General features: G+C 59.1%; 13 protein-coding genes and 1 pseudogene. 9 read left to right on the top strand and 5 right to left on the bottom strand.

The genetic code is table 11. From position 1 onward, the window contains the following. Positions 1-109: 109 nt before the first annotated feature. On the top strand, positions 110-328 hold the full coding sequence (locus ABVN21_RS07380) for a DUF2970 domain-containing protein (protein ID WP_339556172.1): 219 nt from the start codon (positions 110-112) through the stop codon (positions 326-328). A gap of 6 nt (positions 329-334) precedes the next feature. Here the strand turns inward: ABVN21_RS07380 and ABVN21_RS07375 are convergent, their stop codons facing one another. After that, a complete protein-coding gene (locus ABVN21_RS07375; protein WP_339556171.1) occupies positions 335-1,420 on the bottom strand; it encodes an ABC transporter substrate-binding protein in 1,086 nt (361 codons plus the stop codon). A 522-nt stretch (positions 1,421-1,942) separates the two neighbouring features. Between ABVN21_RS07375 and ABVN21_RS07370 the strand changes: the two genes are divergently transcribed. Next, a complete protein-coding gene (locus ABVN21_RS07370; protein WP_339556170.1) occupies positions 1,943-3,601 on the top strand; it encodes a nitrite/sulfite reductase in 1,659 nt (552 codons plus the stop codon). Beyond that, positions 3,585-4,079: a DUF934 domain-containing protein gene (locus tag ABVN21_RS07365; RefSeq protein ID WP_339556169.1), complete on the top strand. Its 495-nt coding sequence runs from the start codon at positions 3,585-3,587 to the stop codon at positions 4,077-4,079. The genes ABVN21_RS07370 and ABVN21_RS07365 overlap by 17 nt, the downstream gene beginning before the upstream one ends. Positions 4,080-4,136: 57 nt before the next feature. Here the strand turns inward: ABVN21_RS07365 and ABVN21_RS07360 are convergent. Continuing rightward, positions 4,137-8,013 (bottom strand): annotated as a pseudogene (locus ABVN21_RS07360) (DUF6543 domain-containing protein). Between the two features lie 189 nt (positions 8,014-8,202). After that, positions 8,203-9,225 carry a protease SohB gene (sohB, locus tag ABVN21_RS07355; protein ID WP_339556168.1) on the bottom strand — a complete coding sequence of 341 codons (1,023 nt, stop codon included), beginning with the start codon at positions 9,223-9,225 and terminating at the stop codon, positions 8,203-8,205. A 201-nt stretch (positions 9,226-9,426) separates the two neighbouring features. Here sohB and ABVN21_RS07350 point away from each other — a divergent pair, with 201 nt between their 5' ends. The 6 genes from ABVN21_RS07350 (at position 9,427) to ABVN21_RS07325 (ending at position 16,047) form a co-directional block, all read left to right on the top strand. After that, positions 9,427-10,137: a histidine phosphatase family protein gene (locus tag ABVN21_RS07350; RefSeq protein ID WP_339556167.1), complete on the top strand. Its 711-nt coding sequence runs from the start codon at positions 9,427-9,429 to the stop codon at positions 10,135-10,137. 65 nt (positions 10,138-10,202) lie between these two features. Then, positions 10,203-10,517, top strand: a complete 315-nt coding sequence (locus ABVN21_RS07345) for an SCP2 sterol-binding domain-containing protein (RefSeq protein ID WP_339556166.1) — start codon at positions 10,203-10,205, stop codon at positions 10,515-10,517. Between the two features lie 311 nt (positions 10,518-10,828). Beyond that, complete coding sequence (locus ABVN21_RS07340; protein WP_339556179.1) at positions 10,829-12,676, top strand: amidohydrolase; 1,848 nt, start codon at positions 10,829-10,831, stop codon at positions 12,674-12,676. 171 nt (positions 12,677-12,847) lie between these two features. Next, positions 12,848-13,711, top strand: a complete 864-nt coding sequence (locus ABVN21_RS07335; RefSeq protein ID WP_339556165.1) for a LysR family transcriptional regulator — start codon at positions 12,848-12,850, stop codon at positions 13,709-13,711. Between the two features lie 105 nt (positions 13,712-13,816). Further along, positions 13,817-14,962: an SRPBCC family protein gene (locus ABVN21_RS07330; protein ID WP_339556164.1), complete on the top strand. Its 1,146-nt coding sequence runs from the start codon at positions 13,817-13,819 to the stop codon at positions 14,960-14,962. Beyond that, positions 14,959-16,047 carry an SMP-30/gluconolactonase/LRE family protein gene (locus ABVN21_RS07325; RefSeq protein WP_339556163.1) on the top strand — a complete coding sequence of 363 codons (1,089 nt, stop codon included), beginning with the start codon at positions 14,959-14,961 and terminating at the stop codon, positions 16,045-16,047. The genes ABVN21_RS07330 and ABVN21_RS07325 overlap by 4 nt, the downstream gene beginning before the upstream one ends. Before the next feature lie 117 nt (positions 16,048-16,164). On the opposite strand, the gene ABVN21_RS07320 is transcribed toward ABVN21_RS07325, so the two are convergent. Beyond that, complete coding sequence (locus tag ABVN21_RS07320) at positions 16,165-16,407, bottom strand: hypothetical protein (protein ID WP_339556162.1); 243 nt, start codon at positions 16,405-16,407, stop codon at positions 16,165-16,167. A 110-nt stretch (positions 16,408-16,517) separates the two neighbouring features. After that, on the bottom strand, positions 16,518-16,754 hold the full coding sequence (locus ABVN21_RS07315; RefSeq protein WP_339556161.1) for a DUF465 domain-containing protein: 237 nt from the start codon (positions 16,752-16,754) through the stop codon (positions 16,518-16,520). Positions 16,755-16,863 lie beyond the last annotated feature (109 nt).

Here is a 16,863-nt window from a genome sequence, read left to right as displayed (position 1 = left end):
CGGCAGCTCCTACAGGCGGACATATAACCCTGGAGGAGCTGCCGCAGGCTGCGATCTTTTTGTCTGGATTGTCTATGCTTACCACTCACACATACGTGACGGGCGATTTATGGACGATCCAGTCGACAACAAGCCGCCGACCTTCTGGCAGATGTTGCACAGCGTCATGGCGGCAGCGTTCGGGGTGCAGAGCGGAAAAAACCGGGCGCGGGATTTCACCCATGGCAAGCCCAGCCATTTCGTGATTCTGGGGATTCTGTTCACAGCGGTGTTCGCGCTGACGCTGTTCGGCATCGTCAAACTGGTGTTGATGCTGGCCGGACTCTGAAACGGGTCAATGCATCAAGGTTTGCAGGCTGAACGGGTAACGATACGACACCGGCCGGCCCTTGGCGGAGAGTTTGTGGAAGTCCACGCCGAAGTCCTGCGCCGCCCCCATCGCCAGCAAGCGCTTGGCCTGCCGCCGATCAACCACTTGCAGCAACGGTATCTGCCGGTCACGACCCCCGTACTGGCTGACATCGACACCCTGATCGTAGTCATGCAACTGCACCAACGCCCAGCCGCCCAGACTGAAATGCCCGCCCAGCAGAACGCTCAGGCGGTTTTCCAGCAATGCGTGCAAAGCAGCGGGTGAATTGTTGATGGTGCCGAACAGCGCGTCCTTGCCGGGTTTGCCTCCGGTTTCTTCGTAGGCCTGCATAACGCCAAAGCTCATTTCGTCATTGGCCGACCAGACCAGTGATGTCTGCGGGTAGCGTTTGAACAGCAGCTTGGCCTGTTCATAGGCGCGCTCCCGGGTCCAGCCGCCGTACACCAATTGGCGCAAACGCACTTCGGGGTGTTCGGCCAACGCGCGACGCATGCCTTTCTCTCGCAACTGTGCGGACGGGGTGACTTTCAGTCCCGAGAAGGCCAAGAGGTCAATCATTTGTCCGGGGGCAACCGGGGGATGGAGCCGAATCAGCTCCTTGAGCATCAGGTATCCGCCCTCCTCATCGTTGGGCACCAGGCTGCCCACCCAATCGGGGTACTTGTCCGGACGCGCGCCGAGCAGGTGCATCTGGTCCACCGTCAAGGCGTTGTTGACCAGAAACAGCTTCACGCCGCTGCCCTTCGCCAGACGCAGGATTTCCGGGGCGATGGATTGCTCGTTGACGAACACCAGATAGTCGGGGCGGTTTGACCCCAACAGCGCTTCGCGTGCCTGCCGGATGGTGATATCGGAGGTGCGGTCGGAATACTGAATGCGCAGGTCGACGTCCAGGTCCTTGGCAGCGGCCTGCATGAACTGCGAATAACTGACCCAAAAAGCTTCCCTGGGGGTTCCCGGATTCAGGAACAGCACTGACTCCGCCTGGGCACAAGGCCCCACGACCGAGCCCAGCGCCAGTAATGCACCACACAGAAACTTCAACATTTGTCGCCCGAGCCCCCGGAAATACGCCGCGCATTATAGCCAGCGAACGTCCGCAAAACGGGGTTTATTCCGGTTTTTGTCCGACAATCGTCGGAACAAGGCCCGGACGGGGTCGGTTATTGGTGACTCACCCAAAATACTGCTGTGCCGACGACCAGAATAATCAGGAACAGAATCGCCCAGGCATCGACTGTGCTATCGCCTTTCCTTGCTTTGGTTGGGTTGCTCATTGCATCGCCTCTTGTCGGTTTTATCGGTGATTGCATAAAGACTCGACCACAGTAAAGACGACGATTGCCCGCACCACAAATAGGGGCATTGCAACAACAATTCTCATTAGTCGTTTTGGTTCTTTACATATACTCAAACATCACTTTTGCGCATAACCGCAAACTGGTATCGTGCCCCGGCTCCGTAGGGAGTGCGCGGCCGTGCGCGCAGAATTGCAGAGGTTCATCGGACTCAAGCAAGCACAAAAACGCAGCTGTATCCGAGCGACCCAAGCCTGAGAACAGGACTTATATGTACGTATACGACGAATACGATCAGCGGATCATCGAGGACCGCGTCAAGCAGTTCCGTGATCAGACCCGACGCTATCTGGCAGGTGAGCTGAGCGAAGAAGAGTTCCGCCCCCTGCGCCTGCAAAACGGGCTTTACATCCAGCGATTCGCGCCAATGTTGCGTGTGGCGGTGCCGTACGGCCAACTGACTTCGCGCCAGATGCGAATGATGGCCAAGATTGCCCGTGACTACGACAAGGGTTATGCGCACATCAGCACCCGGCAAAACGTCCAGTTCAACTGGCCGGCCGTGGAAGACATCCCGGACATCCTGGCTGAACTGGCCACCGTGCAGATGCACGCGATTCAGACCAGCGGCAACTGCCTGCGCAACGTCACCACCGACCAGTTCGCTGGTGTCGCCGCCGACGAACTGATCGATCCGCGCCCGTGGTGCGAGATCGTGCGTCAATGGACGACTTTCCACCCGGAATTCGCCTACCTGCCGCGTAAATTCAAGATCGCGGTCAACGGTTCGACCTCCGACCGCGCCGCCATCGAAGTCCACGACATTGGCCTGGAGCCGGTGCATAACGCCGCTGGCGAACTGGGTTTCCGGGTGCTGGTCGGTGGTGGCCTCGGCCGTACGCCGGTGGTGGGTGCGTTCATCAATGAATTCCTGCCATGGCAAGACCTGTTGAGTTACCTCGACGCCATCCTGCGTGTCTACAACCGCTATGGCCGTCGCGACAACAAATACAAGGCGCGGATCAAGATTCTGGTGAAAGCGCTGACGCCTGAAGTCTTCGCCCAGAAAGTCGATGCAGAAATGGAACACCTGCGCGGTGGCCAGACCACATTGACCGAAGCCGAAGTGCATCGTGTCGCCAAACATTTCGTCGATCCGGACTACAAGGCCCTGGACGACCAGAGTGCTGCACTGGCCGAACTCGACCAGCAACATCCGGGCTTCGCCCGCTGGCGCGTGCGCAACACACTGGCCCACAAGAAGCCGGGTTATGTCGCGGTCACCCTGTCCCTGAAGCCGACCGGCGTTGCGCCGGGCGACATCACCGACAAGCAGCTCGACGCCGTTGCCGACCTGGCCGAGCGTTACAGCTACGGTCAGCTGCGCACTTCCCACGAGCAGAACATCATCCTGGCCGACGTTGAGCAGGACAAGCTGTTCACCCTGTGGGGCGAGTTGCGCGAGCAAGGTTTCGCCACCCCGAACATCGGCTTGCTGACTGACATCATCTGCTGCCCTGGCGGTGATTTCTGCTCCCTGGCCAACGCCAAGTCGATCCCGATCGCCGAATCAATCCAGCGTCGTTTCGACGACCTGGACTACCTGTTCGACATCGGCGAACTGGACCTGAACATTTCCGGTTGCATGAACGCCTGTGGTCACCACCACGTCGGCCACATCGGCATTCTCGGGGTGGACAAGAAAGGTGAAGAGTTCTACCAGGTTTCCCTCGGCGGCAGCGCCAGCCGCGACGCCAGCCTGGGCAAGATCCTCGGCCCGTCCTTCGCCCAGGAAGCCATGCCTGACGTGATCGAAAAGCTGATCGACGTGTACATCGAACAACGTACCGAAGACGAGCGTTTCATCGACACCTATCAGCGTATTGGCATCGACCTCTTCAAGGAACGCGTCTATGCAGCGAATCATTAAGAACAACGAAGTCGTCGACGAAACCTGGCACCTGCTGCCCAAGGACTTCAGCATCGACGAGATCAGCAATTGCGATGACTACATCGTTCCGTTGCAACTGTGGCGCGAACACAGCCGCATGCTCCTGGCTCGCGATGGCGGCCTGGGCATCTGGCTGGATGCCGATGAAGAAGCCGAAGAAATTGGCGAAGACGTGGAGAACTTCAAGGTCATCGCCTTGAACTTCCCTGCCTTCACCGACGGCCGTAACTACTCAAACGCGCGTTTGCTGCGTGACCGTTATGGTTTCAAAGGCGAACTGCGGGCGATTGGCGATGTGCTGCGCGACCAGCTGTTCTACATGCATCGCTGCGGTTTCGACGCCTTTGCCGTGCGTCCCGACAAAGACCCGTACGAAGCCCTGGAAGGTCTCAAGGATTTCTCCGTGACCTATCAGGCCGCCACTGACGAACCGCTGCCGCTGTTCCGTCGCCGTTGATCGTGTTGCCTTGAACCCCTTCGTGGGGTTCAAGGCCATCCACTTCCAAAATATCCATTACTTCCCTATTGGAACACCCCGACCCAGCGCCACCCAGTCTCTGTAGAGCCGTGCCCGATCTTCCAACGCGGAAAACATCCCGAACGGGTTTTCGGCATCCGCGGTAGTGGTTTCCAACGTTTTTCTCAACCAGCCCCACAACTCGTCTGAAGCGTCCGCCTCCTGCAACAGTCGCCATACCCGAGCCTGCAAATTCAGGTAGTCGACCCGAAAATCTGCAGTCAGGCTTAGCCCATCCATGGCCCGCATGAACCCCGCTCCCGACGGTTTGGCCTCCAACCGCTGCCAGAGCAGTGCCCTGGCCTGTCGCAAACCCTCATCGCCTTCACGCAACCAATCGGTAGCGCCGCCATAACTGGCTCCCGGCTCGGCCAGCCACAGATTGATCCCGGTCTGTTCTCGATGCCTGACAATGCGCAACAAGGTGTCTTCATCCGTCAGTGGATTGCCCCACAACTTGACCCTTCCGCGGGCGATGGCTTGATTCAACACGGCTTGCGGGACGCGGCTGATTCGGTTATCGCGCAGGTCCAGCGACGTCAGGTATGGCTCATCCATGATGCCAATTGGGCATGTGGTAATTCGAGTGTTTCGCAGGTTTACTTCTCGCAGCTTTTTCATCCCCAGCAGCACCGGCGCCACGTTCAGCGGGTTGTCACTCAGATTCAGGGTTTGCAGATTGACCAATTCACTGAGCATCGATGCGCTGTTTTCCTGAAATTCGAGGGAGGTTGCCCTGAGGTTAAGTGCCGTGAGCTGTTTCATCTGCGGGATAACGGGGGGTACTCCCCCTGTCAGGCGGCCGTCGGGGTTGGCTACGCCCAGGTCGAGACTTTCCAGACTCAGGGTCCTGAGGTTGGGAAAACTCTCCAGAAACGCATCCAGGCTCGCGCGCGCGCCCAGGGACAGGCTCCGCATCGACAGGTCAATCACCTCGTTGAACCGAACGCTCATGTCGGGCAATCGGTGGTACTCCTCAAACGCCAGATCCAGTTTGTATCCGGCAAACACTTCGTCCGAATAGAGGTTGTTGGCCCTTGGCGCGCGCTTCTGCCAGATAGCAATCAACTCGTCAGCCAATTCAGTGCGGGTCTCTCGCTCATACTCCATCACATGCTGCGCCAACCCGATGTTGTGCGCGGCCACTTGCGCAGCGTTCATCCCGGCCGCCTCTTCATCGCCCACGGCCAGGAAGTCGACATCCATGGCATCGATGTCCAGCGCCGTTCGGTCGATCCAGGTGATCAAGTCGAGGTGAAGCTGCTGGAACTGCTGCATCAGCCGGTCCAGATGAACCTGAGGGTCCTCGCCCGCCGCCAGCAGCAGTGCATCGGCCTCGCTGTCCGATAGCTCGGGATAAAGGTGCTTCACCTGCAGTCGCATCATTTGCTGTGTCAGGGCGCTGGCTTGTGGCGTTGTCGGGTAGCCACCACCTCGCAGTCCCTGGGCGTCGAAAGGCAATCCGGAATCCATCCTGCCCAGTCCCGGCAAAAAATCGGAACGTGGTAGCGCCACTTCACCAAGAAACCGGCGCAGCTCACTGACCTGATCGAGCGAGTGCAAGGCCAGCGCTGAACGCTCTTCAGCGGACAAGACACTCAAGATAGCCGCCAACAGATCCGTTCCCTCGGTGACAGGGTCTGCCACACCCGCCCCCGCATAGCGATCACCCACCTTGATCAAGCGACGACAATCCGGTGCATCAAACGGACCGCAACGGTCCAGTACTCGCGCACTGATCGAGCCGTCCAGCACTTCGATTCGCACACCTTTCGGCCATCCGGGCAGGCGCTCGAGCGAATGCAATGCCAGCACGTCGGCATCGGAAAGAGCGATGGATCGCAAGTACAGGCCTTCATACGCCCGATTGAGGCGCAAATGCTGTTGGTATTGGCGCACCTTGCTGTCCAGGCGTTTGAACACCTGTAACACCTCGTCAGCCTTGGGTGACCGGTCGATATCGATACCCGAACGGTCGAGTATCTGCTCCACGACATTTTTTGGCAGGCCGGGGTATTCGCGTTTGAATACGTTTACCCACTCATGTTCCGAATGCTGGAGCGCCTGATAACGCTGGTTGAACAGTTCGGCCCTGATGTGCGGATCGACGACACTTTCCAGTTCCTGATCGAGCTTGAAACGGCTGATGCTGTCGGCCAGTAGCGGCGTCGGCGGACGCCCCTCGTGCATCAGACGCAACAGGTCGTCATCGACGGTTGTCACCCGGCCTATGTGGGCCAGCACCTCATCGCTGAAGGTGGCCTCGGGGGCTACCGCGCAGCAATTCCATACGGGTCAAGGGTGTCTGGGGCAGCGATGTCGGCGGTAGCCTCGGCTTGGGGCTCTCTGGCAACTTGTCGACCGAAGAGGCTTCGTGCGTCAACTCGGCACTGGACCCGGCCACTTTCAGATCGGCCACCGCTTTAGCCAGTGGCAGCGCATTGAACAAACCGAACACCGTGCGTGACACACCTTCCGCGCGCTCTTGTGGGTTGTTGCCGTTCACCGCTTCAGCCACGCCATAGCCGGCGTCGATGATGCCGGCCAATACCAACAACCCTTCACCGCCCGGTACAAACAACGCCAATGGGCCAAACTGGTTGATCCACTTGACCAGCGGCTCGACGACCGCGCTCAGATTGTCACGATTGACCTGCGCATCGTCGCGAATGGTTTCGACGCTCGCCATGGCGGTCTGCTTCATGCTCAGCACCAGCCGCGCGAAGGGGTCGGTGGTTGAAGGCGACGCCTCAAAGCCAATGTATTGCCGCGGGTCCCAAAAACCATCGTCGTTGAACAACCCGGCACTATTCCCCAAGTGGTGCTGCCTGGGGTAAACCGCCATGCCATCCAGCGCGGTTACAACGCCGGCGTGAAAGGTGCCGTCGTTGCGATCGTCTTCGGCGAAGTGCGCGGCCAGTGCCTGTTTGGTGCCCGAAGCCGAAGCTTGTTGCACAACCCATTTGCGTAACTGCCGGATGTCGGCGAACTGATGCAGGGGTGAAGAATTTCCGGGGATGTACAGTAAATGCCCGCCGCTGGAGCGATCGTGAAAACACCAGATGTCTGTGGAGGTGTAGCGATAAAGTTTCAGTCGACTGACTTCAACCGTCGGCACGACGTGAGTCGGCGCTTGCAGTTGCGGCAAGTTCAGCGTGTCCCAGGCTTGATCTGCAGGCAGTCCAGCCGCCTGCATTGCCAGCGCCAGGCCTGCCTCGCTCAAACTGTTTTCCCGACGTTGCAGGCAGGCAGCCATGATAAACGCCGACTTCACCGAGGTTCGCAGCGGGTAAGGATCGCCAGCCAGGATGCGCTTATCCGATGGCCAAGTACGGTCGAGGTAATCCTGGAAGTGCCTTTTGAGCTCCAGCTCCCAGACCCATTTCTTGAAGTCCGCGGGCCGCAGGGCGATTTGCGTCGAAGGGCCGTAAGCCTGTGGCTGCGTGCGGCGGTAGATGCCTTCATAGGTGTCATGGTTGCCGTTACCCTGGTCGGCGAACTCATCGACGTTGTCCACGATGCGCACGGAAGGGCCAACATCGGGGGGCGTGTACAAACCGAACGCGTTTTCGCCAAAACGACCGTCTCCGACGGTTTGCGTATTGGATAGCAGTGCCTGGAGCAACGTCTGCGAACTGGCGATCCGGCCCTGCTGGATGCCGTCCTGGGGCGGGTGACCGCGGTAGTTGTAATCCAGCGTTACCAGTTGGGCTTTCTGCGGATCGATGTCCTGCCCCCACTTTTTCTTGATCAGTTGCTCACCAAACTGCTCGGGGGTTTGTGGCAGGGCATCAGCCACGGCGGATTGCAGCTCTATCGGCATTCGCGCATTTGGTGCCGGGCTTAAGGGTGCATCGGGCGGAGGGTTACTCATGGGCATTCCTTTGCAAAGTTGAGGAAAGCCAACATAACCAGCCGCTACGGTGCCAGAAGCAGGAATGCTCGACGGCCTCTTTAGGAAAATTCGCCGTGATCTGGAGGACCTTGAAGTAGCGAGAGTTCGTGGGCGAAAAAAAACCGGGGCAGACGCCCCAGTTTGATGTTTTCGATGCAGCTTTGCACGTTACCAGAATCGCTGCTGAGTCAGTCGACTCCACCAGCTCAGCAACAGGCGATCGACCGAACCGCTGGCGGCCATGCCGATGCGTTCTTGCAGGCTTTTACGCTCGGCGTAGTGCAGGTGATACAGCTCAGACTGCTTGGCGCGTTCAGCGAGGTACTCGTCACTGGTCTTGAGCTCGTCCACCAGTTGCTTGTCCAGTGCTGCAACACCCAGCCAGATTTCACCGGTGGCCACGTCGTCGATGGCCAGTTGCGGCCGGTAGCGCGCGACAAAGTTCTTGAACAGCTGATGGGTGATGTCCAGGTCCTCCTGGAACTTCTCCCGGCCCTTCTCGGTGTTTTCGCCGAACACTGTCAGGGTGCGTTTGTATTCACCGGCGGTGAGGACTTCGAAGTCGATGTCGTGTTTTTTCAGCAAGCGATTGACGTTAGGCAACTGCGCCACGACGCCAATGGAGCCGAGAATCGCAAACGGTGCGCTGATGATCTTCTCGCCGATGCACGCCATCATGTAGCCGCCGCTGGCCGCGACCTTGTCGATGCATACGGTCAGCGGCACACCCGCCTCACGGATACGCGCCAATTGCGATGACGCCAGGCCGTAGCTGTGCACCATGCCACCGCCGCTCTCCAGGCGCAGCACCACTTCGTCCTTCGGCGTGGCGAGGGTCAGCAGCGCGGTGATTTCGTGGCGCAGGCTTTCAGTGGCCGAAGCCTTGATGTCGCCGTCGAAATCCAGCACGAACACCCGGGGTTTGACCTCGGTTTGTTTCTTCTGTTTTTTCTCGGTTTTAGCCTGGGACTTGCGCAGGGCCTTGAGCTGTTCCTTGTCGAGCAGGGTTTGCTCCAGGCGTTCACGCAGCCCTTTGTAGAAATCATTCAGCTTGCTGACCTGCAACTGGCCGGCGGCCTTGCGTCGACCTTTGCTGCGCAATGCCGCAAAACTGGCCAGGACCACCAGAATGGCGATCACCAGGGTCACGGTTTTGGCCAGAAAACTGGCGTACTCGGTGAGAAACTCCACAGGGACTCCTTAAACGATGCGCGGCTCGAACGCGCGCGGGATATCTCCAGCATACCCATGCGCCGGCCTTGCGACCAGCCGCGAAACCTCTGGCAACAGGCCTGGAACGAGCATTTCAAACAAGCGTATGTTTTTTCATTGACAGCTCACCGCCATCCTCATAACCTCGCCAAACCTTCAACGTACCGGGATGACGCGGACGTGGGCAGCATCTATTTGATTCGACATGGCCAGGCCTCCTTTGGTGCAGACGACTATGACGTCCTGTCGCCCACCGGTATTCGCCAGGCAGAAATCCTCGGCCAACACCTGGCCGAGCTCGGCATCAGCTTCGACCGCTGCCTTGCCGGCGATTTACGCCGCCAGCAACACACCGCCAACAGCGCGCTGGAACAGTTCGCTGCGGTGGGTCTGCCGGTACCGATCCTGGAAACCGATTCCGCCTTCAATGAATTCGATGCTGACGCGGTGATCCGCGCCCTGCTCCCGGCCATGTTGCCGGACGAGCCTGAAGCGCTGAACACTCTGCGCCACGCCGCGCAAAACCGCAGCGAATTCCAGCGCATTTTCGCCCTGATCATCGAACGCTGGCTCGCCGGCACCTACGACACGCCGGGCCTGGAAAGCTGGCTGGGCTTCGTCGAGCGGGTTCAGGCCGGTTTGCAGAGGATCCTCGAACAAGCCGACAACACCCAGAAAATTGCCGTGTTCACCTCTGGCGGCACCATCACTGCCCTGCTCCACCTGATTACGCAAATGCCTGCCAAACAGGCTTTTGAATTGAACTGGCAAATCGTCAACACCTCGCTCAACCACCTGAAGTTTCGTGGACGCGAGGTGGCCCTGGCTTCCTTCAACAATCATGCGCACCTGCAACTGCTGAAGGCCCCGGAACTCATCACATTTCGCTGAGTCCGGACTATTGTGACCCTTGGCTGTAACCACCCAGCTCTAATTACCCAAGAAAGGATCGAATCATGACCTCCGTAGCTGATGCCGTACAAGCAATGAAAGCCAAGTTCAACCCAGCCGCTGCTGCCGGTCTGGACCTGGTCTTCGGTTTCCGCATCGACGACACCAAGAACTTCTCGCTGGTCGTCAAGGACAGCACCTGCGAGTTGCTGGAAGGCGAAAACCCGGACGCCCAGGTGACTCTGGTGATGGACGGCGAAACCCTGGAAGGCATCGTTGACGGTTCGACCGACGGCATGCAAGCGTTCATGGGCGGCAAACTGCGCGCTGAAGGCGACATGATGCTGGCGATGAAACTGTCCGAGCTGTTCCCGAGCTAAGTGCGTCGCTCCCGACTACGGGAGCACACTTGCCTGCAAACGAATCCCGCCCTAGTGGCGGGATTCGTCGTTTTACCCCTGTAGGAGGTGTCAGTATCAGGAAAAACGGCTGGTCATGGATTTGCCGTCTATATTCCTTCTGGCCGCATGCGTCAGACATCGACCGCTTGCCCCTCGATCCTTTTGCGCGGAGCACTGCCATGAGCCCACCTGACGACCACGACGGATTCAATCGCCGACGTGTACTTCAAGGCCTTTCGGCAGGTGCCGTTGGCGCCTGGATCAGCCCGCTGTTCGCAGGGAGTAAAACCATGCCCGACACCCCCGCCGACCTCATTCTGTACAACGGACGCCTGCACACCGTTGACCGCAAAAAGCCCCAGGCCAGTGCCGTGGCGATCAAGGACGGACACTTCGTGGTGGTCGGCAGTGATGCCCAGGCCATGGCCCTGCAAGGTCCAGCCACAAAAATCGTTGACCTGCACGGACGCACCGTAATCCCCGGCCTCAACGACTCACACTTGCACCTGATCCGTGGCGGTCTCAACTACAACCTCGAACTGCGCTGGGAAGGCGTGCCGTCGCTGGTCGACGCCTTGCGCATGCTCAAGGAGCAGGCCGACCGCACGCCCACGCCGCAATGGGTGCGGGTTGTTGGTGGCTGGAACGAGTTCCAGTTCGCCGAAAAACGCCTGCCGACCCTCGACGAACTGAACAAGGCCGCGCCGGACACGCCCGTGTTTGTCCTGCATCTCTATGACCGCGCCCTGCTCAACCGAGCGGCACTGAAAGTGGTGGGTTATACCCGCGACACGCCGAACCCGCCGGGCGGGGAAATCCAGCGCGACACCAATGGCGATCCGACCGGCATGCTGATCGCCCGACCCAACGCGATGATTCTGTATTCGACCCTGGCCAAGGGACCGAAGCTGCCGCTGGAATATCAGGTCAACTCGACACGACAGTTCATGCGCGAACTCAATCGCCTGGGCCTAACCAGCGCTATCGATGCCGGCGGCGGTTATCAGAACTACCCGGACGACTATCAGGTCATCCAGCAACTGGCCAAAGACCAACAGCTCACGGTGCGCATTGCCTACAACCTGTTTACGCAGAAACCCAAGGAAGAGCTGAGCGATTTCAAGAACTGGACCAGTACGTCGCACTACGGCCAGGGCGATGACTTCCTGCGGCACAACGGTGCCGGCGAAATGCTGGTGTTCTCCGCAGCTGATTTCGAGGATTTCCTCGAACCACGCCCGGACCTGCCAGCCAGCATGGAGCAGGACCTGGAACCGGTGGTTCGCCATTTGGTGGAACAGCGTTGGCCATTCCGTTTGCACGCCACCTACAACGAATCCATCAGCCGCATGCTCGACGTGTTCGAGAAGGTCAATCGCGACATTCCGTTTGATGGCTTGCCGTGGTTTTTCGACCACGCCGAAACCATCACCCCGCAGAACATCGAGCGCGTCAAAGCCCTTGGCGGCGGCATTGCGATTCAGGACCGCATGGCGTTCCAAGGCGAGTATTTTGTCGATCGCTACGGCGCCAAGGCTGCCGAAACCACTCCGCCGATTGCGCGCATGCTGGCCGAAGGCGTGCCGGTGGGCGCCGGCACCGATGCCACGCGGGTGTCGAGTTACAACCCATGGACTTCGCTGTATTGGCTGGTCAGTGGTCGCACCGTCGGCGGGCTGGAGCTGTATCCGCAAGGTCTGAGCCGCGACACCGCGCTGGAGCTGTTTACCCACGGCAGCGCCTGGTTCTCCTCCGAGCAAGGCAAGAAAGGCCAGATCAAGGTCGGGCAACTGGCGGATCTGATTGCGCTGTCGGCGGACTATTTCCACATCGAGGACGAAGGCATCAAAAGTATTGAATCGGTGCTGACTATTGTCGATGGCAAAGTCGTCTACGGTAGCGCCGAATTCGAAAAACTCGGTCCGCCGCCGATTCCGGTGGTGCCGGAGTGGTCGCCGGTTGTGAACGTCCCGGGTCACTGGAAACCATTGGCGCCGCTGACGGCGCAGGTTCATCAATGTGTCGGGGCGTGTGCGGTGCATGCGCACAGTCATGAGCGGGCGCGGTTGTCAAATGCGCCGGTGAGTGACTTCCAGGGCTTCTGGGGTGCGTTTGGCTGTTCCTGCTTCGCGTTTTGAAGTGAGACCACGCCACTGTGGCGAGGGAGCTTGCTCGCGCTCGAGCGCGTAGCGTTCGCATTAAATTTGTGGCTGCCGATTTTTTGGGGCCACCGCCCAGCGGGAGCAAGCTCCCTCGCCACAGGTGAGCGGTGCTCTTACAATGCGAACACCTCCCGCACCGGCCAGCCCATGGACATCGATCTCGCCCGCACCTTTCTGGAAATCGTCCGTCACGGCAGCCTTGCCGCTGCCGCCGAAAGACTCCACGTCACCCAGACCGCGATCACCGCGCGGGTGCAGAAACTAGAAAGCCACCTCGGCAGTACGCTGTTCGTGCGCAACCGCGCCGGTGCCCGCCTGACGCCCAATGGCGAAGCCTTCGTGGTGTACGCCAATCAATTGGTAGAAACCTGGGAAGCGGCGCGGCGGGACTTGCCGTTGCCCGAGGGTTATCACGACGTGCTGCACATCGGTGGCGAAGTCAGTCTGTGTAATCCGCTGATGCTCAGTTGGGCCGGCGAACTGCGCGAAAAAATTCCCAGCCATGCCCTGCGCATGGAAATCCGCGACGGCGAGAACCTGCTGCGCCAACTTGAACTGGGCATTCTGGACGCTGCGCTGGTCTATCAACCGGAATACGGGCCGCGCCTGCAAGTCGAGCAGATCCTCGAAGAAAAACTCATCCTCGTCCGTCAACCGGGACGCCCCGATCCTTACGTTTACATCGACTGGGGCGAGGATTTTCGTCGCCAGCACGATGCTGCCCTGCCGGAAAAAGCCAGGGCGCCCTTGAGCTTCAACCTCGGCCCGCTAGGCTTGCAATACATTCTGGAACACGGCGGCAGTGGCTACTTCCGTACCCGCGTGGTGCAGCGTTACCTGGAAAGCGGCGCGCTGGAGCAAGTGCCCAAGGCGCCGGAGTTCAGCTATCCGACCTACCTGGTTTATTCCCGCGACCGCGATTCGCAAACCCTGCAACGGGCCTTCGACCTGCTGCGCGAGGTCATCCAGTCCGACGACGATTGGTCACAACGCTGGAACCCGCTGACCTGAAGCCGTTTTGCACCGGATCATGGCATTTGTGTCATCAGGTTCGGCCATCCAAAACACCGGAATCGACTACTCTGCTGGAGATAACTATAACGACAGGTGATTGCAGTGAGGCAGACCACCGAAGCATTCCGCAGCCGCTACCGCGCCAACATTCATCCGCTCTATAACCCATGGCTGCACGGCACCTTCGTGCTGCTGTTCGGCTTGATGACCATCACCGTATTCTGGAGAACCGTACACGACGTGCTGCTGCAGGAATGGCTGGCGGTGCCGCTGACCCTGTTGTTTTACAACTTTGCCGTGTACCTGGTACATCGGCACCTGGGTCATCAGAAAAAGAACTTCGCGCGCCTGTTTTATGCTCGCCATGCCGGTGACCATCACAGCTTCTTCGCCCCCGGCCACATGACGTACGAGACTGCCCGGGATTGGCGGGTGATTCTGTTTCCAGCCTGGCTGATCGTCATGCACACACTGGTCATTACCCTGCCCGTCTGGTGGTTGCTTACGCAGTTCGATGCCAACGTCGCGGGACTGGTCGGCGGTTGTCTGGTGCTTGGTTACCTGACGTATGAAGTGTTCCACGCCTGTGAACATCTACCGCCGCACAATCCGTTGACGCGGCTGCCATGGATTCGCCAGATGCGCCGTTTGCACGAGTTGCATCACCGTCGCGAGATGATGCAGGAGCGTAATTTCAACATCGTTTTTCCGTTGATGGACTACCTGTTCGGCACCCTCTACTGGGAACCGGAAGACGCCACCCCATACCTGACGAGAACGACCATGACCCGCATGCAGCATCAGATCGACATTGCCGGAAATCCCGTTGCCGTACTTGCCTACGCCAGCACGGTGACCCGTTGGCCGGAGTGGCACCCATCGTCGCTCAAGATCAACGCACAGCGCGGCCCTCTGCATGCCGGTGCGCGGTTCGAGGAAGACATCCGGGCTGGCGGGCGCGAGGGCCATTTGAGTTGGGTGGTCGATGAATATTTGCCTGGACGACGCTGGATTGCCCGCGCTTACGGCGATAACGGCCTGTCGTTGCTGCTGACTTATGAATGCGAGTCCGAGGGCGACGGCACGCGGTTTGTCCGCACGCTGGAGTATGAGTTCAGTGGATTCATCATGCGTATTGCCAACAAGCTGCTGCTCAAGCGACGCATCGATCACGAATCGGCGGCATCGATGCAAGCCCTGCGCGATAAGGCAGAAAAACACCTGGCGCTTTCAGGAGTGCGCGTGTGAGGCGATCGATCAGGTTTCGCCATGGGTTGTTGCTGGTGATCGTGATCATTGCTGCATTCCTGCTGCTGATGCCGACCAAAGTGAAACCGGTGGCCTGGACGCCCGCACCTGCGCCGTCCCTTTCCAGTGGCCCGTACGCTGATAACCAGCGCCTAAAAGGCTTGGAACGCATCGGCGCGGCAGATATCGACGGCCCCGAGGCGCTGTTGCTGGAAGGCGAAACGCTGATCACCGGTCTGCATGACGGCCGGGTGATCCGCACCAGCCTTGACGGCAACGACACCAAAGTCCTGGCCGACACCGGGGGGCGGCCATTGGGGCTGGCCCGTCATCCCAATGGTTTGCTGGTGATCGCCGACGCGGTCAAGGGCTTGCTGTCGCTGGACGCCCAGGGCCGACTGGTGGCAATGAGCACCACGGCCAACGGCGTGCCGTTCGGTTTCACCGATGACGTGGCCATCGACAAGTCCGGGCACTACGCCTATTTCAGCGACGCCTCTAGCCGCTTCGGCTACGGCAAGGACAGCGAAGCGATCATCGAACATGGCGGTGACGGTCGTTTGCTGCGCTATGACTTCCAGACCGGTAAAACCTCGGTCCTGCTGGATAAGCTGGAGTTCGCCAATGGCGTGACCCTGGGCCCGGACGACGCCTTTGTGCTGGTGAACGAAACCGGCGCGTATCGCATCAGCCGTTACTGGTTGAGCGGCCCTAAAGCCGGCACCCACGATCTGTTCATCGACAACCTGCCGGGCTTGCCGGACAACCTCGCCTTCAATGGTCACGACCGCTTCTGGGTGGCGTTGTATGCACCGCGTAATGCTCTGCTCGACGCCACGGCGGAACATCCGTTCGTGCGCAAGATGATCGTGCGGGCCATGACCGTCCTGCCCAAACCGGTGGAAAAACGTGCCTTTGCGCTGGGACTGGATCTTGAGGGCAACATCATCGCCAATCTGCAGGATGGCGGCAGCGACAATTACTCGCCGATCACTACGGTGCGCGAGTATGGCCAATGGTTGTATTTCGGCTCGTTGAAAGCGAAAAACATGGCGCGATTGCCGCTGAGTACGGCGTTGCAATAAATAACTTGTGGGAGCGTGGCTTGCCCGCGATGGCGTACTGTCAGGCGACATCAATGTTGAACGGGGCTGACCTCATCGCGGGCAATCCCGCTCCCACAGGGCTTGTTGTGAATTGATCTACCGCGGATCACACTCGCCATCGCGTTCCGCATTATCGGTTTCTTCGCGCATGCGATCCCGGTCGATATCCGTGCCGTCGTCCTGTTCCATGGGGATGGCGCCTTCGTTGTTCGGCAGTTCATCAATGCCCGGCTCGTCTTCCGGATTGACGGCCGTACGGCCGGGACTCAAAGGTTCGGGATGAGTTGGAATGGGGTCGTAGCCGCCCTGCTCTTCACTGGGAAATTTTGGATCTGTCATGTGGCACCTCGCGTCGAGCCGTCAAGTCGGGCTCTGAACATTCGAGGTGCCGGTTAATCTCGCCGTTCCAATTATTCGGCCACCGATGGTCGATGGCTCATGACGGTGCGTCAGGACGGCGATTGGAGTTGTTTGACGATCCTGTCCTTGACCTCCAGACGCTTGGCCTTGAGCCTGGTCACCGCGTCATCGCTGGATTTGGCTTCCTCTGCCTTCACCACCTCAGCATCCGCCTGCGAGTATTTATTGATCAACGAATCCAGTAATGGATCCTTGGTGCGTTTGTGCTGGATTTCTTCCTTTGTTGTGAAATTCAAATCCTTGTAAAGGTCATGTGGCACCGGCATGGAACACCTCCGTTCGTTAATCGGTAGCAAACGCGACTGATTGCGTTCGCCAACTATCAGAATGGCCTTGGTTTGCCGGTTCTGTCGACCATCTGTCAGACCAGCGGTG

The organism is Pseudomonas sp. MYb327, from assembly GCF_040438925.1.
Lineage (GTDB): Bacteria > Pseudomonadota > Gammaproteobacteria > Pseudomonadales > Pseudomonadaceae > Aquipseudomonas.
Note: the sequence above shows the minus strand (reverse complement) of the source record. Positions and strands in the feature narration are given on the sequence as shown.